Origin of the sequence: Streptococcus sp. Marseille-Q4154, from assembly GCF_916700545.1 — a bacterium.
Classification (GTDB): domain Bacteria; phylum Bacillota; class Bacilli; order Lactobacillales; family Streptococcaceae; genus Streptococcus; species Streptococcus infantis_I.
Genome location: NZ_CAKAKN010000002.1, coordinates 1 through 22,876 on the forward strand (window position 1 = coordinate 1; position 22,876 = coordinate 22,876).

Sequence of the window (22,876 nt, forward strand, 5' to 3'; positions counted from 1 at the left end):
GTGGTGTTGGTGGTGTTGGTGGTGTTGGTGGTGTTGGTGGTGTTGGTGGTGTTGGTGGTGTTGGTGGTGTTGGTGGTGTTGGTGGTGTTGGTGGTGTTGGTGGTGTTGGTGGTGTTGGTGGTGTTGGCGGTGTTGGTGGTGTTGGCGGTGTTGGCGGTGTTGGCGGTGTTACCTTGTTGTTAAACTCAGTATCTTCAGGCATTTGTGAAGTAAGAGTTAATACTTTACCGTCCTTCGTCACAGTAACTCCAACAGTCGCTACCATCTTATCGTACTCAACTCCAGCCTCTGTACCTTTCACTTCTTCTACATGATAAATATAAGTACCTTCTTGACCACGTTTGAATTCAAGAGCTGAGAACTTGATCTTACCTTCAGCATCATTGCTTACGGTTTCAATCACGTTACCATCTTTGTCCTTCAATACGAAGTTGAATTCACTAGCTTTCAACGCACGACCTTCTAATTTCTTCGTGAAGTTGAATTCAACTTTCACTGGAATATTAACAACACGTTTTTCAGTTGGTTTTTCTGGTTTTTCAACTGATTTCTTAGTTGGATCATATTGGTGAACAATTTGAGAAGCTGTATTTTCAATATCTACACCTTCTTTAGCAGTTCCCTTGATACGTGCTAGAATATCAAACTTGTAGTAACGTCCAAATGCTAATTTAGCAGTGTCGATTACTTGAGTATTTTCTGCATCTCCAAGAGACATAGTCAAGTCAGCCTTAGATGTAGCAGTAATGACACCATCCACAATTGAGATATCAAACTTAGCTGTTACATCTTCACCAGTTACTGAATCGTAAGCTTTAATATTAGCTACATTAACATCCAAGTTTTCACTGTCATATTTATCTGTAATTCCAACAGATTGAATATTGTGAGCTTCTGTAAATTTAGTTGTATCAAGCCATACTTGGTAAACAACCTTATCACCTTTATGGAGTGTTTGAGTATTGATATTTTGCGCTTCATTATTATCAACTTTGTCCGCATATGGATCTTTGTTGGTATCAGCTACTTTATCAGTTAACTCTTTATCATCATCCAGAAGTTTAGTTCCAGTAATGTCAAATTTCTCTTCGTTAAGAATATATTTTTCTGGGTTAAACTCAGGAGTTTCTGGAGGAGTCACAGTGTTATTGAACTCTTTATCTGGAGCATCAGTTAGTGTCTTCACAAGTGCTTTAGCTGTACCATCGTATTTAACTTCTACTGTGATTTCAGCCTTCATAGAGTCGTAAGTGACTGTCGCATCAGATCCTTTAACTTCTTCTACAGTGTACTTATGAGTTCCAACTTGGGCTTTAGTGAATTCAAGTTTAGCGAATTTCACCTTGCCATCTTTATCGTTCTGAACCGTTTCGATTTCAGTACCTTTAGAGTCTTTCAATACGAAGCTGAACTCACCAGCTTTCAATTCACGGCCTTCCAATTTCTTAGTGAAGTTGAATTCGACTTCAATTGGAACTGAGTTTACACGTTTTTCAGTTGGTTTGCTTGGTTTTTCAACTTTCTTCGTAGATGGGTTGTAGTAGTTCACTACTTGAGCCGCAGTATTTTCGATGTCTACTCCACCTGCAACGTCTGCTTTAACAGTTGCTGGGATATCAAATTTGTAGTAACGTTCAAATGCAAATTTTGTTGTGTCAATGATTTGAGTTTTTTCTGCATCACCCAATGACTTCGTGAAGCCAGCTTTAAGAGTTGCGGTCATCACACCATTTTCAACCTTGATGTCGAATTTGTTTGTTACATCGTCACCAGTTACTGAATCGTAAGCTTTAATTTTAGAAGCAACGACATCAACCTTCGTTTCATCGAAGTCATCAGTGATTCCTACTGATTGAACGTTTTCTTTGTTAGTTGCTGAGAATTTAGTTGTATCCAACCATACTTGATAGTAGATCTTATCTCCGCGGTTAACAGTCTTGGTATTGATGTTTGCTGCTTCGTTGTTTGAAGTTCCATCAACATATGGATCAGTATTTGTTTCACCATATTTATCAGTCAACTCAGAATCATCATCAAGAAGTTTGTTATCAGTGATTGAGTATTTTGCTTCATTCAATACATACTTCTCTGGTTGGAACTTAGGTTCTGTTGGAGGAGTTACTGTATTGTTGAACTCTTTGTCAGTTGGTTCAGTTACGTTAGCAATCAATGCTTTTGCTGTTCCATCGTGTGATACTGTTACAGTTACTTCTGCCTTCATAGTATCGTAAGTGACAGTTGCGTCTGTACCTTTCACCTCTGTTACAGAGTAAGTATAAGTACCTTCTTGACCCTTCTTGTATTTAAGGGCAGTGACTTTTTCACCAGCTTTATTTGTGTACTCTACTGGAGAGAATTTAATCTTACCATCTGCATCGTTGGTTGCAGTCGCAATCACAACATCGTCGCTGTCTTTCAACTCAAATGTAAATTCGCCAGTTTTAAGCTCACGACCTTCCAAACGTTTTGTGAAGTTGAATTCTGCAGTAATTGGTACACTATTCACACGTTTTTGAGTTGGTTTTTCAGGTGTTTCTACAGATTTACTTACTGGGTTGTAAACATGAACGATTTGGTTGGCTTTATTTTCAATATCAGCTCCTGCCTTAACTGTGTCTTTAACAGTGGCTGGGATATCGAATTTATAGTAGCGACCAAACTCGAATTTAGTTGTGTCGATAACTTGAGTATTATCCGCATCACCTAAAGACTTGTTCATAGAAGACTTGGAAGTTGCTGTGATTACAGCATTTTCAACCTTAATGTCAAACTTATCAGTTACATCTTGGCCAGTTACACTGTCATAAGCTTTGATGTCAGCAGCGTTAACTGTTACTTTTTCAGCATCATATGTATCAGAAATACCAACAGATTGGATATTGTTCTTATCTGAGAAGTTTCTAGTATCTAACCATACTTGGTAAACTAATTTATCGCCACGTTCAACTGTCTTAGTATTGATGTTTTCTGCTTCGTTATTAGTAGTTTTATCAGCGTACGGATCAGCATTGGTTTCTGTATACTCATTAGTCAATTCGTTGTCATCATCGACTAATTTAGTACCAGTGATGTCATACTTTTCTTTGTTAAGTACAAATTTTTCTGGTTGGAATACAGGCGTTTCTGGAGGAGTAATCTTGTTGTTGAATACTTTATCTTCACTACCATCAGTTGATGCTCCATTATCGTCCACACCGCCAGCAGAAACTACGTTAGTTACTGTTGTTAATGTGTGACCTTTTTTAGAAACTTCTACAGTAATCGTAGCCTTCATAGAATCGTAAACCATTCCAGCTTCTTTAGCTGCAGGTACAACTTCTTCTACAGTATAGGTATGTGTGCCAACTTTAGAGTTGTCAAACGCTATTTCTGTGAATGTTACAGTTCCATCCTTTTTGTTGGCTACAGTCTCAACTTCTTGACCATCAGAATTTTTAAGAACGAAGTTGAATTCTCCATCTTTAAGATCGCGTCCAGCCAATTTTTTCGTGAAGTCAAATTTAACTTTTACTGGTGCTACAACATAGTTGTTGAAGATTTTATCATCATCACTTGATTTGAATCCACCTTCAGCACTGTATTTAACTGTAGCTCCTAGGTCACCTTTAGAATTCTCAGTTACAGTAACGGTCATGGTAACAGTCATTGCGTCGTAATCAACGTCTGTATCAGAACCCTTTTGTTCAGTGATCTTGTATTTATAAGTACCAGCTTTGTTAAAGGTAAGTTTGCTGAATGTAGCTTTTCCATCCTTGTTGGTAACAGTCTCTTCGTGCTTATCAGGAGTACTTTTCTCTTCTGTTAATTTGAAAGTAAACTCGCCGTCTGTCAAGACACGTCCGTCCAATTGTTTTTCAACTTCAGGAATTACTTCAGCTGGTTCTTGTTTCACGTAATAGTAAATAGGTTGTTTGTACGGTGTCAATGAATTGAGCAAGTCAACGTTTGTACCGATACCATTTACTCCACGAACCAATTGTTCATTAGGAGAAAGGTGACCAATGTTATCTCCCAAGAATGGAACAAAGACAGTCTTATACGGTGTATATCCTGCAGCTTTTTGGAAGTCAAATGGAATTTCCTTACCATTTGCATAGTTTACACCTTTACTATCTGTGAAAGGAATGGTGTTAAGAGGTGATTTCTTAACATTCAATTCTTGTTTGTTATAATCACCAGGTTTAATCGGTTTCGTTTCTGCTAGCAACATGTAGCCATCAGTGCTCAAGCTACCGTCAGAACGTTTGCTTTGTTGTTTTGGATCTAGAAGATAAACACGAACGACTACTGATCCGTCTTCGTCTACAATTTCTTTAATCCGTTTAATTCCTGCACGCTCAGCGTCCATGAATTTGGTACCAACAGTATAAGGGCGGCTTACATAACCAGATGTTGAATCTGGATCTGCCGTTTGATACAATTTGTAGCCGTCAAATTGACGCTCACCAGATGCTGTGAAGTTTTGTCCTTCCATGGCTTTAGTGGTATATCTAGCCAAATCTTCTTCATTGCCATTTGGAACGTAGTCTTGAACAGTTTTATCTGTTTTATTGGCGTTAAATGTCGCATTGTTTTTGTCAACTACTCGATAGTAAGTTGTTTTATTAACAAAACGTGGGATCTTACTATTAGTATCCGTAATTGTACGACCATTATAAGCTGGTTCTACAACGTTAATAATGTCTGTTGATGTACGAGCAGCATATACAGCATCGTATAATTTTTGCTCATCTGGAGTAAGGTTGTGACCAGAAGCGACTAAAGCTTGGATACTTGCGCCAACTTCATAACCGTATTGCAGGAATGGTTGAGCTGGTTCAGCTTTACTAGCAGGTGTCCCTTTATCATAATCTACTTGATAAGTTAACTCTCCCCTCGATGCAGTCGCAGTAGTTGTAAATTTTTGAATACCACTTGATGCAGTAATCGTTCTAGTTTCTACTACATTACCAGTCGTTTTATCAATCAATTCAACAACTGTATCTGTAGAATCATCAAATCTCTTATAAGCACGAGAGTAATATTTTGTGTTGTAACGTTCGTTGAAGCGAGTAAGGTCTACGATACTATATGTATAGTAATCACCTTCTTTTCTTGCATATCCAGCTGGTACAGTTTGAGACCCAACCGTAGCTCCATTTGGATTTTGTATAGTTGGATCAACTGTTTCACCATCTTTTAGATATGTACTAACACTTACTGGTTTAGTGTTGTGATCTCCAGTAACTGCATCTTCCGTTGTAGCACGACGATTACGTACTCTTGGTTTGTTTGATTCGTCTGTAGCTGGTTTTACTTCAGTTGCTGCTGGTTTTGCTTCTTCTGCTTTTTCAACCGGCTTAGCAGTTTCCTTATTTGCAACCTCAGTCTCAGTTGAAGCAGGTTTTACTTTTTCTGCTTTTTCTGAAGACACTGGTTCAGATTTAGCTTCTTCTGTTTTAACCTCAGAAGCTGCTTTTACTTCTTCAAGCTTATTTGTCTCAGCAAGCTCAGTTGTTGCAACATTTTCTACAACATTCTGTTCCTTTTTAGAGGAATCCTCGCTACTATCCTTTTTTACCAACTCTGTTTTTTCTTCAGAACTTGGTTGTGTAGGAAGTTCAGAAGCTTTTACCGCACCTCCATTTGTTAACATAAAACTAAGAGTTGTTCCCAAAAATACGGATGCAACACCTACCTTATATTTCCTCAAAGAAAAACGTTGTTGTTCCTTTCTTATCATTTTGATAAGTTCTCCTTTTATATTATTTCACTATCAGCAGAGGAATTATACTATATTTGAATCTAGAATACAATATTTTTCTCTAACTTTAGCCCTTATATCATACCATAAGTCTGACCTAACTTCAAATAATTATGTGCTCCTGAAATCGTTTACTTTATTATATTTTAGGCCATTTTAACACCCTGTGATTTGTTATATATAATTATATGTAAATGTGCACTATCCTATATTATGTCTATCTTTTAAAATTAATTAATTTAAAATTATACTATTTTTATATATTTACTTAGGTTCAGGTTTTGCATTTAATTATTTGTGAAAAATGATAGCAACGCTTTCATAATAAAAAAGATTCTCAAATGAGAATCTTTTTTTATTAAATCGCTTCTGTAACAAAACTTCTGCTTTCTAGTACTTTTAACATTGCATCTGCTGTATCCAAAGCTGTAAAGAGAGGAACTCCATGTTCAATTGCTGAACGTCTGATTTGCTCACCATCTTCATCAGCTGTCCGTTTGGTACCAACTGTATTGATGATTGCTTGAATTTTTCCTTTGCGGACGTAGCTTGGAATATCGTGTTCATCATCACCAATCTTTCCAACGACTTGTGCCTGCAATCCATGACTTGCAAAGAACTCTGCAGTTCCTTCAGTAGCAAGGATTCCGTAGCCAATATTTTGGAAACGACGAGCCAAATCTAGTGCTTCTTCTTTTGCATCATCTGCGATAGTGAAGACAACATTACCAAAGGTTGGTAAGTGAAGATAAGAAGCTTCAAAGGCCTTGTAGAGAGCTTTTTCAAGAGTGGTATCAGAACCCATGACTTCCCCTGTTGACTTCATTTCAGGTCCAAGCAGGCTGTCTACCTTAGCTAGCTTGGTAAAGGAGAAGACTGGTGCCTTGATATGAACGCGACTACTTTCTGGATAAAGTCCATCTTGGTAACCAAGTTCTTCAAGACTTTGACCAAGAATCAACTTAGTCGCTACCTGTGCCATAGGGATATTGGTTACTTTAGAAAGGAATGGAACAGTACGACTGGCACGAGGGTTTACTTCAATGACGTAGACTTTCTCATCCTTGATAACAAACTGAATGTTCATCATCCCAAGACAGTTGAGGCCGATTGCAAGGCGTTTGGTGTAGTCTGCGATCGTTTCTTGCACTTTTTGCGACAAGGTTTGAGGAGGATAAACCGCCATGGAGTCACCTGAGTGGACACCAGCGCGTTCGATATGCTCCATGATACCTGGGATGAGGACATTTTGTCCGTCTGAAATGGCATCGACTTCACACTCTTGTCCGACGATATAAGAGTCAACAAGAACAGGGTGGTCTGGACTTGCCTTAACCGCAGTACGCATGTAAGAACGAAGATCATCTTCATTCTCAACGATTTCCATAGCACGTCCACCCAAGACATATGAAGGGCGAACGAGAACTGGGAAACCAATTTTACGTGCAGCAAGTACTGCTTCTTCTTCATTGGTTGCAGTCTGTCCAGGAGGTTGTGGAATATCCAAGTCTTTGAGGGCTTGTTCGAAGAGGTCACGGTCTTCCGCACGATCCAAGTCCGCAACTTGAGTACCAAGGATAGTCACACCAGCTTTTGCTAATGGCTCAGCTAGGTTGATAGCTGTTTGACCACCGAACTGAACAATAACACCTTTTGGTTGCTCCAAATCGATGACATTCATCACATCTTCAAAAGTCAATGGTTCAAAGTAGAGTTTATCTGATACAGAGAAGTCTGTTGAAACTGTCTCTGGGTTTGAGTTCATGATGATGGCTTCATAGCCAGCTGCCTGGATAGCCTTAACCGAGTGAACAGTCGCGTAGTCAAACTCAACCCCTTGTCCGATACGGATTGGACCAGAACCTAGGACAAGTACAGATTCCTTATCAGACTTGATAGACTCATTTTCCCATCCATACGTTGAGTAGAAGTACGGAGTTTCTGATTCAAATTCTGCGGCACAAGTATCTACCATCTTGTAAACCGGGACAATCTTGTTTTCTAAACGAAGTTGGCGAACTTGATCAGATGTAGTGTTCCAGAGTTCAGCGATTTTACAATCTGAGAAACCATTGAGTTTTGCTGTTTTTAGAGCTACTAGATCTTGTGGATGAGAACCTAATTCTTGCTCAATTTCAAAGATATGCAAGAGTTTATCAAGGTAGAAAATATCAATCTTAGTTAAGTCAGCAATCTCTTCTGGTGTATAACCACGACGAATAGCTTCTGATACGTAGAAGAGACGGTCATCTTGTGCCTTAACAACTTTTTCAATCAAGGCATCATCAGAAACATCTGAAAGCTCAGGCATTTCATTATGATGGACACCAATTTCTAGAGAGCGACAAGCTTTAAGGAGAGATTCCTCGATATTCCGGCCGATGGCCATAACTTCTCCAGTTGCCTTCATCTGGGTACCAAGACGACGTTCCCCTTTTTCAAACTTGTCAAATGGGAAACGTGGAATCTTAGCTACCACATAGTCAAGGGCTGGTTCAAACATAGCATAGGTTGAACCTGTAACTGGGTTAATAACTTCATCCAAGGTCAACCCTACCGCAATCTTCGCAGCCAATTTGGCGATTGGGTAACCAGTTGCCTTAGAAGCAAGGGCTGAAGAACGAGATACACGAGGATTTACTTCGATGACATAGTACTTAAAACTGTGTGGATCAAGCGCAAGCTGAACGTTACATCCGCCTTCAATCTTGAGAGCGCGGATAATGCTCAAACTAGCATCACGAAGCATTTGGTTTTCATAGTCGGACATGGTTTGCGCAGGGGCAAATACGATGGAGTCCCCTGTGTGAATCCCGACAGGGTCAAAGTTTTCCATGTTACAAACAACAAGGGCATTATCAGCTGAGTCACGCATGACCTCATACTCAATTTCCTTGAAGCCAGCAATGGAACGTTCAATCAAACACTGGGTAACAGGTGACAACTTCAAACCATTTTCAGCAATTTCACGCAATTCTTCCTCATTAGCACACATACCACCACCAGTACCACCTAGAGTAAAGGCTGGACGGACGATAACTGGGTAGCCAATAGTTGCTGCAAAGGAAACTGCTCCCTCAACTGTGTTGACAATTTCTGATTCTGGAATTGGTTGCTTGAGTTCTTCCATCAATTGTTTAAAGAGATCTCGGTCCTCCGCTTGGTCGATGGCAGACAGTTTAGTCCCGAGAAGTTCTACTCCAAGCTCATCCAAGATACCATTTTTTGACAATTCCATGGCCATATTAAGCCCCGTTTGACCTCCAAGTGTTGGAAGCAAGGCATCTGGACGTTCCTTACGGAGAATACGAGTCACAAATTCAAGTGTAATCGGTTCGATGTAGACCTTGTCTGCAATCTCTTTATCCGTCATGATGGTTGCAGGATTTGAGTTAACCAAGACAACCTCATACCCCTCTTCTTTCAAAGACAAGCAGGCCTGGGTTCCAGCATAGTCAAACTCAGCAGCCTGACCAATAATAATCGGACCAGAACCAATCACCATAATTTTTTGAATATCAGTACGTTTAGGCATAGTTTATGATACAAAGCCCGTCAAGAACACAGTGAAAATAGGAAACTTGGTGCAGACGCCTTCAGCGTCAAATCAATGTTTATCTTTTTCACAAAGTTCTTAGGGCGTGTTCACTTCCGCGAACAATGTATCTTCTCCTTTCTATTCGGCAACTCTCTGATTGCCATTAAATAAATTCTCCGACGATTTCTCACTCGTCTTTAGTTTGCTTGTTTGAAAGCTTCCATCATCTCAATGAACTCATCAAATAGATAACTTGCATCATGTGGACCAGGAGCTGCGTCTGGGTGGAATTGCACAGAGAAACCTGGTAGATATCTGTGACGTACGCCTTCAACTGACTTGTCATTGATTTCTTCGTGGGTGATGATTAAGTGCTCTGGTAAATCTTCACGGCTAACTGCATAACCATGATTTTGACTTGTGAAGTCCACGCGCCCAGTTGCAATTTCACGAACAGCATGGTTAAAGCCACGGTGACCAAACTTCATTTTATAGGTCTTAGCACCATTTGCCATCGCAAAGAGCTGGTGCCCCATACAGATACCAAAGATTGGAATTTTCCCGAGAATACCACGGATCATCTCAAGAGCTTCTGGTACATCTTCTGGATTTCCAGGACCATTTGACAACATAACTCCGTCAGGGTTTAAATGCAAGATTTCCTCAGCCGTAGTTGTGTATGGAACTACAGTCACGTTACAATCACGTTTAGATAGCTCTCGTAAAATAGAGTGTTTAAGACCGAAGTCTACTAAAACAACGCTCAAACCAACTCCTGGAGCCGGATAAGCAGTCTTTGTAGAAACTTGTCTGATATTATCAGTCGGTAAGACAGTTGCTTGAAGTTGATCTGCAATGTGATCCATACTATCGCCAGCATGTGTTAGAGTCGCTCTCATGGTACCATGTTTACGAATAATCTTTGTAAGAGCTCGAGTGTCAATGCCTGAAATTCCAGGAATTTTCTTAGCCTTCAAGAATTCGTCCAGCGTCATTTGGTTACGCCAGTTGCTGGCTCTACGAGCCTCTTCGAAAACCACAACTCCCTTACAAGTAGGACTGATAGACTCGTAGTCGTCACGGTTAACTCCATAATTCCCTACTAGTGGATATGTGAAGGTCAAGATTTGTCCATTATAAGATTGGTCTGTAATGGATTCTTGATATCCTGTCATTCCAGTGTTAAAGACTATTTCCCCTGTTACATCAATATCTGCACCGAAGGCCTTACCTTCAAAAACTGTGCCATCTTCTAAAACTAGAAGTCGTTTTGTCATATTATCACCTCTCGTGGACGCTCACTGGCGTCTTTTAACGTTTTGTGTATTATTTGGCTTTTCTACTTGCCAATACGGATTCTAAGATTGCCATTCGAACAAATACTCCATTGGTCATTTGTTGGACAATGCGTGATTTTGTTGCTTCAACAAGATGATCGGCAATTTCCACATCCCGATTCACAGGAGCCGGATGCATAATGATTGCTTCTTCTTTTAAACGATTATAGCGTTCTTGGTTCAAGCCATGTTGAGCGTGATACTCTTCTTTTGAGAAGACTGCTCCACTTTCGTGGCGTTCATGTTGAACTCGAAGCAACATCAGAACATCCACCTGGTCAACAATCTCGTCAATAGTTACAAATTGACCATAATCTGCAAACTCTTGACTTCTCCATTCCTCAGGTCCTGCAAAGTAAATTTCAGCACCTAAACGTTTCAAAATCTGCATATTGGACTTGGCAACACGTGAATGGTCCAAGTCACCAGCAATGGCAACCTTAAGTCCTTCAAAACGGCCAAATTCTTCGTAAATTGTCATCAAATCAAGCAGACTCTGACTAGGATGTTGCCCTGAGCCATCACCACCATTGATAATCGATGTCATAATGGTTGGGCTCGCAATCAATTCCCTGTAATAATCAACCTCTGGGTGCCGAATAACACAGATATCTACACCAAGTGCAGACAGGGTCAAGATTGTATCATAGAGTGTCTCACCCTTGTTTACAGAGCTTGTATTCACATCAAAGTCAAGTCGTTCCAATCCCAGTTTAATCTCTGCAACTTCGAAGGATTTATGCGTTCTTGTCGAATTTTCAAAGAAAAGGTTGGAAACAATGGGATGGTCTTCGTAGGGCAACTGGGCTCCATTTTTAAACTCGATCCCTCGTTTAATCAATTTTATAACCTGATCTACAGTAAGATCTTCCATGGACACCACATGTTTGAGTGCTTGTTGATTTTCTGACATGGCTACTCCTTTAGCTTTTAAGCTTCTTCAGTAATCAAAACTCTATCTTGGCCATCAAGTTCCGTCATCTCAACGATGATTTCTTCAGAACGACTAGTTGGAATATTTTTCCCAACGTAATCTGGACGAATTGGCAATTCTCTGTGCCCACGGTCCACTAATACTGCTAGACTCACACGGGCAGGGCGACCATGTCCGACAATGTTATCGATAGCGGCACGAATTGTACGACCTGTGTAAAGAACATCATCCACCAAGATAACTTCGCGGTCTGTCACATCAACAGAAATCAAGGAAGTATCTTCACCACTTTTGACATCGTCACGGTAAGGTTTGGTATCTAATTCTACAACGGGAACAGAGATGTTTTCCAATTGTTCCAAGCGCTCTTGGATGCGGTGGGCGATAAAGACACCACGTGTTTTAATTCCCGCTAAAATGATTTTGTTCAAATCTTTGTTGCGTTCGATAATTTCATAAGTGATACGCGTAATTGCTCGCTTGACGGTTAATTCGTCTACAACTTCTTTTGTCTTCATGACAAACCTCCAAAAAGAAAAGTCTCCTTAAACAAGGAGACTTGAGAATGTATCATTAAGCGAGCCATACTGGAAACAGCATAGACTTACTCTTCTACTTTATCGAGCTCCTTGCCTGCCTCACGGGACAGGTTTAAAGGAATATTTTATTGTTCTTACTATATCACAAAGCCCAGTTCAAAGCAAGTAAAAACATTCAATGTTTGACCTTATAATGAACTAAAATCATACAATTGTGGATAGTGTTCGCATTCTGGATTTTTCGGATGACAGATAGCACGACCAAAATAAATCATGGCCTGATGCGCCGCCAACCACTTTTCTGGTGGCAAGACATCCATGACACGTTTTTCAACTTCTAATGGTGTAGCTGATTTTTTAACAATATCATGGTGTTTGCAAATGCGCTCCACATGAGTATCTACCGCAAAAGCTGGAATTCCAAAGCCCACACTCATGACTACATTAGCTGTTTTACGCCCAACTCCCGCCAAACTTTCTAATTCTTCTCTAGTCTGAGGAACTTGACCATCAAAATCTTCTAATAACTGTTGCGCACATTTTTTAAGAAATTTTGCTTTATTTCGATACAGACCTAAACGAGAAATATGTTTTGCAATGTCCTTCTCACTAGCGTCTGCCATGGCTTGTGGTGTAGGGAAGGCTTCAAAAAGAGCTGGAGTCGCCTTGTTTACTGCCGCATCTGTCGTCTGAGCAGACAACATAACTGCAACTAAGAGTTCAAAATGATTGCGAAAATCTAGACTAGGTTTTGCATCTGGAAAAAGAGCTATGATTTCCTCAATGACATGACGGGCACGTTTCTTGGATAAAACCATCTATTCGTCTCCATCAAACAGCCCTTGTAAACCTGCAAAAGGACTATTTTCTTCTTTTTTGACTGCTTGTTGAGCTTGATATTCTTCCTCAGTCATGATTTGCCAGTCATTTCCAGACACAAATCCCTGACCTGCTTCTTCTTCTGCCGTTAAGACCTTGATTGGAATATTTAGCAAGATATTGTCCGAAACACTTTCAGCAAGGTCGATTTCCCCATTTTCGATAGGTAAAACCAAGTCATCATCTAGAACTTCTTGGTCTAGTTGATTGGTTGCTCCCTCCATGAAGACTTCTGTCACCGGATAAGACTCTGCTAACTCAACAGGTTCCATACTACGACTAGAAGCAAGTACGATGGTATAAGACAGTTGATAATCTAGGAAAAACATACGGTCTTCATACTGAACCTTCCCAACTGCGACAATATCTTTTACGTCTAAAATTTCTTGGTTACGCTCACGTAAGTCAGCTGACATGTCTAGAGTTTGCTCAAAATACAAACCTTCAGGCTGCTTACGAACTTCTTGAATATTTAATTTCATACTTCCTCCATAAAAATTTACTTCCTTGATTATACTATGTAGTATAGATATATTGTACCATAGAACGCGTAAGCTTTATAGGGTTACGACCTCAAAAAGTAATTACATTGCCCTAGGTTCTCAATAATATAACTGTAACAATGTATCAAAGTCATCTCTATCCACTTTCTGACTGTTTTGTTTTATTTGTTTAATAATTTCATTCCTTGTTTTGATATCAAAAGGTAACTCTTGAAATACTTCCTCTTTAACTAAGAATTCCCCGTTTTCTCCTTGAAATTGTCTAGTGATTTTTCTAATATCTGTTTCAAGTTCAATAGATTGAATGATTTCATAATCGACATTATCTTCAATTGCGTCTAGCAACAAACTAATTGATATCTTAATCATCTTTACTCACTTTCGTAAACTTAATCGTAAACATCCTATCATTATATACTACTATCTAGAAGGCTAACAAAAATTTCTCCATTAAAAGGCGCTAATAATTAGTTGAATCATAAGAAATAACAATATTTTTTTTCAACTCATTATCCTCTGTCAACGGATAAATGTCAAATATTTTTAAGAATTTTTTACCTCTGCTTCAAAATATTTCTAGACTTTAATTATGCTATCTAGAGAATTATTATTTTTTGATATATTTATTATGACAAATTTATTTTTTGTGCTATACTATAGGCATCAATACATGAGCAAAGGAGGACGCTCATATGGAAGACAAAGTTCTTTTAGCTGAAGCCTATCAACTCGTTTCAGAATTAAATCAAACTATACAAAACTGTAAACAGGGATTACCAGATGATCTACGCTTACAGCAAAATATAGACGAAATTCTCAGAGCACTTAAAAAAGCTGAGAAAGTAGACAACGCCATCTTAATTGAACTGGAATCTTTTTACCAACGGACTAGTCTTTTGATTGGACTTGGTTCACTGAAATTAAATGACCAAGCCCGCACTGCTTGGAGAAACTATGACAAGTTCCACTACGCTCAAGTTAAGCACGTTTTGACACTCTATGGACCTGTTTTTGGGTTTTAAAAATAGAGGATTTTCTGGCTTAATCTTGACAAATTTTCTCAAAAAGAGTATGATGATTGCAACAATACTCGGAGGTAAGGGAGACATGAACAACTAAGTCTATCAAATAAAGAACCTTTATTTAGTAGATCTTGTTTCTGTCTCTTTTTTGTATGCTCTTTTTTCTACTGGATTTTCAGCCCTTTTAAAAGAGTTTTTTGACATAGACGATTGGCTCTACTAGGTAAAGTAGAGCTTTTTGTTATGCAATATGGACATTCTAGAAAGGGAAATAATATGATAAAAATCAGTCATCTGACCATCACACAAAACAAAGATTTAAGAGACCTTGTTTCCGATTTAAACATTACCATCCAAGACGGAGAAAAGATCGCTATTATAGGCGAAGAAGGAAATGGAAAATCAACCTTACTTCGAACTTTAATGGGAGAAAGATTAACTGATTTCTCTATCAGGGGAGAAATCCAATCTGACCTTCAGTCCCTGGCCTATATTCCCCAACATCTTCCTGAAGACCTGAAAAAGAAAACTTTACATGACTACTTCTTTTTAGAGTCTACAGATTTGGACTACAGCATTCTCTATCGCTTGTCTGATGAATTACACTTTGACAGCAGTCGTTTTGCAAGTGATCAAGAAATTGGTAGTCTCTCGGGTGGTGAAGCTTTGAAAATTCAGCTCATCCATGAATTGGCCAAACCCTTTGAGATTTTATTTTTAGATGAACCTTCAAATGACCTGGATATAGAGATGGTTGATTGGCTAAAAAATCAGATTCAAAAAATGAGGCAAACCGTTATTTTCATTTCTCATGATGAAGACTTTCTCTCTCAAACAGCAGACACCATTATCCACTTGCGACTGATCAAGCACCGGAAAGAAGCGGAAACGCTAGTAGAGCATTTAGACTACGATCGCTATAGTGAGCAGAGAAAGGCTAATTTTGCCAGACAAAGCCAGCAAGCTGCTAACGACCAGAGAGCCTATGACAAAACCATGGAGAAGCATCGTCGCGTCAAGCAAAATGTAGAAACTGCACTTCGAGCTACCAAAGACAGTACTGCCGGTCGCCTATTAGCTAAAAAGATGAAAAATGTTCTTTCTCAAGAAAAACGTTACGAAAAAGCAGCTCAGTCCATGACCCAAAAGCCACTTGAAGAGGAACAAATCCAACTTTTCTTTTCAGATATAGAGCCATTAGCAGCTTCTAAAGTCTTACTTCGAATGGAAAAGGAGACTTTATCCGTTGACCAGCGAGTTTTGGCTCAGGAGCTACAACTGACTGTCCGCGGCCAAGACAAAATCGGCATCATCGGTTCCAATGGCATTGGCAAATCCACACTTTTAGCAAAGATACATCAACTACTAAGTGATAAAAGAGAAATCTCACTTGGATTTATGCCACAAGATTACCAAGAAACACTGCAATTGGATCTATCCCCAGTAGAATTTCTCAGCCAAACTGGACACAAAGAGGAAATACAGAAAATCCAATCTCACTTAGCCAGTCTTAATTTCAGCTATCCAGAGATGCACCACCAAATCCACTCCTTATCTGGAGGTCAACAGGGGAAACTCCTTCTTTTGAATTTAGTTCTGCGAAAACCAAACTTTCTCCTTCTGGATGAACCCACACGAAATTTTTCTCCAACTTCTCAACCAGAAATCAGAAAACTCTTTGCCAATTATCCTTGTGGCCTCATCACTGTTTCGCATGACAGGCGTTTTTTAAAAGAAGTCTGTAGGAGTATCTATCGTTTGACAAAAAATGGTTTAGAAGTAGTTGATTTACAAGATCTTTAACTTTTTAAAATAAAACATCCAGAGGAAAACCCCTGGATGTTTTTTACATATGTTTCAAACGCTCAATTCGTTCTGAAATAGGTGGATGCGTATAAAATAGTTTTTTCAAGAAACCTGGTTTTTGAGGATCGTTAATATAAAGTGCACTACTAGCATCATCCACATGATGACTCATGGGTTGACTATTTTCTAATTTTTGTAAAGCATTGATCATCCCTTGCGGATTGCGTGTTAATTCCACACTTGAAGCATCCGCTAAAAATTCTCGTTGGCGAGAAATGGCTAACTGTACCAAAGTTGCTGCAAGAGGTGCCAAAACTATGGCTAGGAGAGAAATGACTAACATAATCACTTCAAGTCCTCCACTGTCACGGTCACTATTTCTTCTACTACGTGATGCTCCACCCCACCACATCATACGACCAGCCATACTTGATAACAGTGTAATGGCACTGGCAAGGGCAACCGCAATCGTAGAAATCCGAATATCTAAGTTGCGAATATGACTAACTTCATGCCCGATTACAGATTCTAATTCCTCACGATTCATGATCTCTAGAAGTCCTGATGTCGCTGCTACAGCAGCATTTTGAGGATTCGAACCTGTGGCGAAAGCATTCAAACCCTGGTCATCAATTACATAAACTCGTGGCATAGGAATTTGTGCCACCATTGCCATATCCTCAACAACATGATAGAGAACTGGTTCTTCATTCCTATCAACTTCACGCGCACCATTCATGCTCATGACAATCTCTGTAGATTGAAAAATCATGGTCAAGGCATAGATAAAGCCAAGAATCATGGCTACGGTCACGCCCCAGATACCTGAGTTCATGAAAAGATATCCAACTGCATAACCTACAATAGCTAACAAAAGAAAGAAAACAATTAATAAAACCCAAGTTTTACGTTTATTACTAGCGATTTGTTTGTACAGCATCTTAGTCACCTAAACCACTAAAATCAACTCTAGGAACAGCCTTTTCTTCTTCTGGAGTCTGAAGGAAATCCGCCGCCTTAAAGCCAAAGATAGCCGCAACCAGATTACTTGGAAAAGTTTCTAATTTAACATTGTAGTTGCTAACGACACTGTTATAAAGTTGGCGAGAATATGATATTTTGTTTTCTGTGTTAGTCAGTTCTTCTTGTAAGTGAGCAAAGTTGCCACTAGCCTTCAAGTCAGGATAGTTCTCTGCAACCGCAAAGATACCAGATATCTGACGTGTCAGTGCATCACTGGCCTTCATGGCTTCTGCAGGTGTTGTTGCTGTAGCTACTTGTCTACGGAGTTCAGTCACCTTTTCAAGAGTAGAACTTTCGTATTTAGCGTAACCTTTAACTGTTTCAATTAAATTTGGTAAGAGATCATTTCGACGCTTCAACTGAACATCGATTTGGCTCCAAGCCTCCTTGGTCTGCATACGATTTTTCACCAAACCGTTATAGCTAACAATCACAAAAATAACAATCAGAGCCAAAACTCCAAGAATAATCCAAGTCATAATCTTATTCCTTTCTGCTTTTAGATTAGTACAAGTATATCAAATTTCCATGTTTTTGTGGTAAAATAAGATGATATATAAGAAGGATATAACTATGAAACCAGAAACTTTTTACTCATTACTTGACCAACAGAATATTAATCTTACTGATCAGCAAAAATTTCAATTTGAGCGCTATTTCGAACTCTTAGTTGAATGGAACCAAAAAATCAACCTGACTGCAATTACAGAAAAGGAAGAGGTTTATCTTAAGCACTTTTATGATTCTATCGCTCCTATCCTACAAGGGTTGATAGAAAACCAAGAAATTAAGTTACTGGATATTGGCGCTGGTGCAGGATTCCCAAGTCTTCCTATGAAGATTCTCTACCCGCAGCTAGATGTGACCATCATTGATTCTCTGAACAAGCGCATTAACTTCCTTCAGCTTCTGGCTGAGGAGCTTGATTTAGAAGGGATTCATTTCTACCATGGACGCGCCGAAGACTTTGCCCAAGAAAAGAACTTCCGTGCCCAATTCGACATTGTGACAGCTCGTGCAGTTGCACGCATGCAAGTTCTCTCAGAGTTAACCATTCCCTACCTTAAAGTTGGTGGAAAACTTTTGGCACTTAAAGCCAGTAATGCCCCTGAGGAATTGACAGAAGCCAAAAATGCTCTCAACCTTCTCTTTAGCAAGGTTGAGGACAACCTTAGCTACACACTTCCTAATGGAGACCCTCGCTACATCACCATTGTAGAAAAGAAAAAGGAAACTCCAAACAAATATCCACGTAAGGCTGGTATGCCAAATAAACGCCCGCTTTAGGATATTTTAAATTGATACTCACAAGATTATACCTCGCGTCTTTATTTCCTTGCTCGGGAAAAAATGATTTACAAAATCATGCCTCACTCTCTTGTTTCAAGGCTCGGGAAAAAATGATTTACAAAATCATTTTTTTCTGCTATACTATCACAAGCAAAGGTTTTTAATGTCATCCCGTGAGGTGACGAAGACGCAGATATATATGAAAATTTTTAAATATTGGGATAACCATGTTTTAAAGATGTCTTACTCTGAGAGCCTATTGCTGTAAAATAATGGGCTCTTTTTTGATGCCCAAAAAGTGAGGTATTTATGAAACAAGAATCAACTGTTGATTTGTTACTCGACGTTGACCAACGTCCTTCTTTTGGTAAGGGAATTCTACTCAGCTTCCAGCACGTGTTTGCCATGTTTGGTGCTACCATCTTGGTGCCACTGATTTTGGGAATGCCTGTATCTGTTGCCCTGTTTGCATCAGGTGTCGGAACACTGATTTACATGGTATCTACTGGCTTTAAAGTTCCGGTCTATCTCGGTTCTTCTTTTGCCTTCATCACTGCAATGTCTCTTGCTATGAAGGAAATGGGTGGCGATGTTTCTGCTGCTCAAACAGGGGTTATCTTAACTGGTTTAATCTACGTTCTTGTTTCAACTAGCATCCGCTTTGCTGGTACAAAATGGATTGATAAACTTTTACCACCAATTGTTATCGGACCAATGATTATCGTTATCGGTCTTGGTCTTGCAGGTTCAGCTGTAACAAATGCTGGTCTTGTTGCTGATGGCAACTGGAAAAATGCTCTTGTAGCTGTAGTTACCTTCCTCATCGCTGCCTTTATCAATACAAAAGGAAAAGGATTCCTTCGTATCATTCCTTTCTTGTTTGCCATTATCGGTGGATATATTTTTGCAGTCTTTCTTGGTTTAGTAGACTTCACACCTGTTCTTCAAGCTAACTGGTTCGAAATTCCAGGCTTCTACCTACCATTTAGCACAGGTGGTGCCTTCAAAGAATACAACCTTTACTTCGGCCCAGAGACAATCGCAATCTTACCAATCGCGATCGTAACAATCTCAGAACACATTGGTGACCATACAGTATTGAGCCAAATTTGTGGCCGTCAATTCTTGAAAGAACCAGGTCTTCACCGTACCCTTCTTGGTGACGGTATCGCAACATCTGTATCTGCCTTCCTTGGTGGTCCTGCTAATACAACCTACGGTGAAAATACAGGGGTGATCGGTATGACTCGTATCGCTTCTGTCTCAGTCATCCGTAACGCAGCCTTTATCGCAATTGCCCTTAGCTTCCTTGGTAAATTCACTGCTTTGATTTCTACAATCCCTAGCGCCGTACTTGGTGGTATGTCTATCCTTCTTTATGGGGTTATCGCCAGCAACGGTTTGAAGGTTTTGATCAAGGAACGTGTAGACTTTGGTCAAATGCGTAATCTTATCATCGCAAGTGCAATGCTCGTGCTTGGACTTGGTGGAGCAATCCTTAAACTTGGTCCAGTTACACTTTCAGGTACTGCCCTATCAGCAATGACAGGTATCCTTTTGAACTTGATCTTGCCATACGAAAATAAAGACTAATGTAAAAAAAATAAAATCCACTCTCTTGAGTGGATTTTTTATATTCAATACTAACTTTTTGATAAGGTAACATAACATCTACGCTGATTTCTTTCTCTTTTCTAGCATTAAATCCTTTAAAGAAATAATAGTCACAGCCAATAAAATCATTGCCATACCAAGAAAATCTACAGGATAAAAGATATCTCCCATAATCATGAAAGCAAAGAATACCGCAGATATTGGCTCAATAGAGGCCAAGAGACTAGATTTGACTGGTCCAACCATACTTGCTCCCTTAAGAAAGGCCGTGTAGGCAAAAACAGTCCCGATGAGAATAATTCCAGCAAATGCTAAGAAAATATCAAAAGACATAGGTAGACTAGCACCGATAAACCCAGTAAATGGCACTGCTACAAAACCTGAGATGGTCATACCAACACCAATAACCAGAATGCTCCCCCATTTTTGAATGAGTTTAATGGGTGAAATGATATAAAGAGCATAGGTTAAAGCAGAGAACAAGCCCCAAAAGAGACCTGCTGGTGTCATAGAGAGCTGATCCAACTGACCATGAGTCGCAATTAAAAAGGTTCCACCTATTGCTAAAATCATAGAAAGGATTTCGGCTATAGTAGGTGCTACCTTATCCTTTATACATGTGTAAGCCAAGATTCCAACAGGACAGACATACTGAAGCACCGTCGCTGTACCTGCATTTGTCTCCTGAATAGCCGATAAATAAGCCAATTGATTCAGAAAGAGGCCAAATAAAGAAAATAGTAAGAGAGAAAAGAGACTTGATTTATCTTTTAGAAAAGCCAAAAATTGTTCCTTAGACTTTGTATAGGACAAGAGAACTAAGAGCAAACCTGCAACAATTAAACGAATATTGGTTAGGACTAGAGCCGATACCCCATGAGCCATTAGGTACTGACCACTGGTCCCAGACAAGCCCCAAGCAATACCAGCAATTACTGTAAAAAGAGTTCCTTTAAGAGCTTTTGACATACTTCCTCCCTAGTCTGCTTCACGAATTAGGTCCATGACCTGATTACGGTCTATGATCCACTGCGCACGCTCGTCTTTTTCGTAGGTTCTATTGGACAAGAAAATCGCAGCTTCCTGCTTCTTACGATTCCACATGATAAAGGTTCCAGTATAGCCTGTATGGTCTAGCCAATCACCTTCAAGATTCCAGGCCAAGGAGCGTTCCTTATCACTCAAATCTGAAAAATTCTGGCTTAATCCGTCAGCAAAATCATCCTGTAAATAATGCTCAAGGAAGATTTTTAAATCCTTCACAGTTGAAAACAAGCCTGCACTTCCAGCATGTTTACCTAGTAAACGTGCCTTAGGATCATGCACCACTCCTGCTTTCTGTCCCCGAACAGTTGGAACAGCACTGCTAACTGGTCCAAACTGAGTTTCCTTCATCTTCCATGGATCGAAAACTTGCTCTTGTAAAATCTGTTCTAAATCTTTTTCAAAGTAGTTCTCTAGGAGAAAACCGAGCAAGAGAAAGTGCACATCCGAGTAGAGAAAGGCTCTCTTCTCTCGGCGATTCAAATGAAACATAGCTTCTTTCAATTCTTCTGCATTCAACTGGTCTCTATTGATAATAAACGGGTCCAAGTCCGTAGAATGTGTGAGGAGTTGACGAATGGTGATATCTGGATAATCCGCCTCTGGAAGATAGGTCTTTATGGATTGATCGAGCTCAATCTTGCCTTGCTTCCACAAAAAAGTTAAGACAGTCCCAACTCCGACGACCTTGCTCACACTTGCCAAATCATAGACTAAACCTTGACAAGTCTGCTCTCCAATTTCTGGATTTGCTTCTCCGAGGTAGCAATCAAACCATTCACCATCCCGATAATACGCAAAAGAGGCACCAGGATAAATCCCTGCCTCAATTTGTTGCTCTATTTTTTGAATGATTTCTTGTTTCATACTTCTTCAAACCACAATTCGATATTGTTGGCATCCTTGGTTAGGAAAAACTTCTCAGACTTAGGAATAAAGTAGCCTGCAGTTTCAAAACGTTGACGCAGACTAGCCAATTCAAGTTCTTTTACTTGGAATTTCAACATAGACAAATCCCAAGTTACATTATTTTCAACAAGCAAATCACTACCTTGAGCTTGTTTAAAAGTTATGCTAGTTTCGATTTCCTCTTTTTCAAGCAGGCTCGTCGTTTCAGCAGGCAAGTTAATTTCTGCTGAAATATCAAATGCTGTTAAATATTGCACTTTCTCATCTTTTGGGAAAGTAACAGTTTCATCAAACTTTTTCAAATCTTTGATGTCATCTTCTGAATGGATTAGGACAAGATCCCCTTCTGGTGAAAGGATTTCAAAAGCATATCCCTTGTTTCCTTTATAGAGTTGAGGAAGTTTTTCCATTCTACCTAGTAGTGCTTCAACCTCGGATGGATTCGCTACTTTTACAATCAATCTAGCTAATTTTTTGATCCCTTCAACCTTACGGCTTCTCATACTTGGTGATTCTTCTAAAACCAATTTTTCAATGCCTGACTGGTCTCCTAGCGATAAGAAAGCCGACTCTTCAAGCAAGGGTTTCATACCCAAGGTTTGGATATAAAACAATTCATTTAATCTTCTATTATTTATCTTTAGCGTCGGGATCATACGCACAATTTGATTTACATTCATAAATTCCTCCAACAC

17 protein-coding genes are annotated in these 22,876 nt (G+C 39.5%); 4 read left to right on the top strand and 13 right to left on the bottom strand.

Annotation, left to right across the window (positions count from 1 at the left end; translation table 11 throughout):
* The 8 genes from LG369_RS05205 to LG369_RS05240 all read right to left on the bottom strand — a co-directional run.
* On the bottom strand, positions 1 to 5,722 hold a 5,722-nt coding region (locus LG369_RS05205), incomplete at its 3' end, for a Spy0128 family protein (protein WP_225750502.1).
* A gap of 379 nt (positions 5,723 to 6,101) precedes the next feature.
* The gene (carB, locus tag LG369_RS05210) at positions 6,102 to 9,278 is read right to left on the bottom strand and encodes a carbamoyl-phosphate synthase large subunit (protein WP_225750503.1); all 3,177 of its coding nucleotides are present in this window, start codon (positions 9,276 to 9,278) and stop codon (positions 6,102 to 6,104) included.
* Positions 9,279 to 9,478: 200 nt separating this feature from the next.
* Complete coding sequence (locus LG369_RS05215) at positions 9,479 to 10,558, bottom strand: carbamoyl phosphate synthase small subunit (RefSeq protein ID WP_006151564.1); 1,080 nt, start codon at positions 10,556 to 10,558, stop codon at positions 9,479 to 9,481.
* Positions 10,559 to 10,607: 49 nt separating this feature from the next.
* Positions 10,608 to 11,531 carry an aspartate carbamoyltransferase catalytic subunit gene (locus LG369_RS05220; protein ID WP_225750504.1) on the bottom strand — a complete coding sequence of 308 codons (924 nt, stop codon included), beginning with the start codon at positions 11,529 to 11,531 and terminating at the stop codon, positions 10,608 to 10,610.
* A 17-nt stretch (positions 11,532 to 11,548) separates the two neighbouring features.
* Positions 11,549 to 12,070 carry a bifunctional pyr operon transcriptional regulator/uracil phosphoribosyltransferase PyrR gene (gene pyrR / locus LG369_RS05225; protein WP_004252509.1) on the bottom strand — a complete coding sequence of 174 codons (522 nt, stop codon included), beginning with the start codon at positions 12,068 to 12,070 and terminating at the stop codon, positions 11,549 to 11,551.
* Between the two features lie 209 nt (positions 12,071 to 12,279).
* Complete coding sequence (gene nth / locus LG369_RS05230) at positions 12,280 to 12,909, bottom strand: endonuclease III (protein ID WP_004252508.1); 630 nt, start codon at positions 12,907 to 12,909, stop codon at positions 12,280 to 12,282.
* The gene (locus LG369_RS05235; protein WP_070677886.1) at positions 12,910 to 13,452 is read right to left on the bottom strand and encodes a YceD family protein; all 543 of its coding nucleotides are present in this window, start codon (positions 13,450 to 13,452) and stop codon (positions 12,910 to 12,912) included. It abuts the gene before it with no gap.
* Positions 13,453 to 13,572: 120 nt separating this feature from the next.
* A complete protein-coding gene (locus LG369_RS05240) occupies positions 13,573 to 13,842 on the bottom strand; it encodes a hypothetical protein (RefSeq protein ID WP_004252503.1) in 270 nt (89 codons plus the stop codon).
* Positions 13,843 to 14,165: 323 nt separating this feature from the next.
* On the opposite strand from LG369_RS05240, the gene LG369_RS05245 reads away from it, so the two are divergent.
* Positions 14,166 to 14,495, top strand: a complete 330-nt coding sequence (locus LG369_RS05245; protein WP_225750505.1) for a helicase BlpT — start codon at positions 14,166 to 14,168, stop codon at positions 14,493 to 14,495.
* A gap of 243 nt (positions 14,496 to 14,738) precedes the next feature.
* Positions 14,739 to 16,298, top strand: coding sequence for an ATP-binding cassette domain-containing protein (locus tag LG369_RS05250; RefSeq protein WP_225750506.1), 1,560 nt, complete (start codon positions 14,739 to 14,741; stop codon positions 16,296 to 16,298).
* Between the two features lie 43 nt (positions 16,299 to 16,341).
* Here the strand turns inward: LG369_RS05250 and htpX are convergent, their stop codons facing one another.
* Positions 16,342 to 17,241, bottom strand: coding sequence for a zinc metalloprotease HtpX (htpX, locus tag LG369_RS05255; RefSeq protein ID WP_004252497.1), 900 nt, complete (start codon positions 17,239 to 17,241; stop codon positions 16,342 to 16,344).
* A 1-nt stretch (position 17,242) separates the two neighbouring features.
* A complete protein-coding gene (locus LG369_RS05260) occupies positions 17,243 to 17,803 on the bottom strand; it encodes a LemA family protein (protein ID WP_004252496.1) in 561 nt (186 codons plus the stop codon).
* Positions 17,804 to 17,897: 94 nt separating this feature from the next.
* Between LG369_RS05260 and rsmG the strand changes: the two genes are divergently transcribed.
* Positions 17,898 to 18,611, top strand: a complete 714-nt coding sequence (gene rsmG, locus LG369_RS05265; RefSeq protein WP_004252494.1) for a 16S rRNA (guanine(527)-N(7))-methyltransferase RsmG — start codon at positions 17,898 to 17,900, stop codon at positions 18,609 to 18,611.
* A 312-nt stretch (positions 18,612 to 18,923) separates the two neighbouring features.
* A complete protein-coding gene (locus LG369_RS05270; RefSeq protein ID WP_004252492.1) occupies positions 18,924 to 20,207 on the top strand; it encodes a uracil-xanthine permease family protein in 1,284 nt (427 codons plus the stop codon).
* Between the two features lie 78 nt (positions 20,208 to 20,285).
* Here LG369_RS05270 and LG369_RS05275 read toward each other — a convergent pair whose 3' ends face one another.
* The 3 genes from LG369_RS05275 to LG369_RS05285 are packed head-to-tail and all read right to left on the bottom strand — an operon-like array spanning position 20,286 to position 22,861.
* A complete protein-coding gene (locus LG369_RS05275) occupies positions 20,286 to 21,197 on the bottom strand; it encodes a DMT family transporter (protein WP_004252490.1) in 912 nt (303 codons plus the stop codon).
* Positions 21,198 to 21,206: 9 nt separating this feature from the next.
* A complete protein-coding gene (locus tag LG369_RS05280; protein WP_004252488.1) occupies positions 21,207 to 22,139 on the bottom strand; it encodes a serine hydrolase domain-containing protein in 933 nt (310 codons plus the stop codon).
* Complete coding sequence (locus LG369_RS05285) at positions 22,136 to 22,861, bottom strand: CppA family protein (RefSeq protein ID WP_225750507.1); 726 nt, start codon at positions 22,859 to 22,861, stop codon at positions 22,136 to 22,138. Before LG369_RS05285 ends, LG369_RS05280 begins: the two co-directional genes overlap by 4 nt.
* Positions 22,862 to 22,876: the final 15 nt, after the last annotated feature.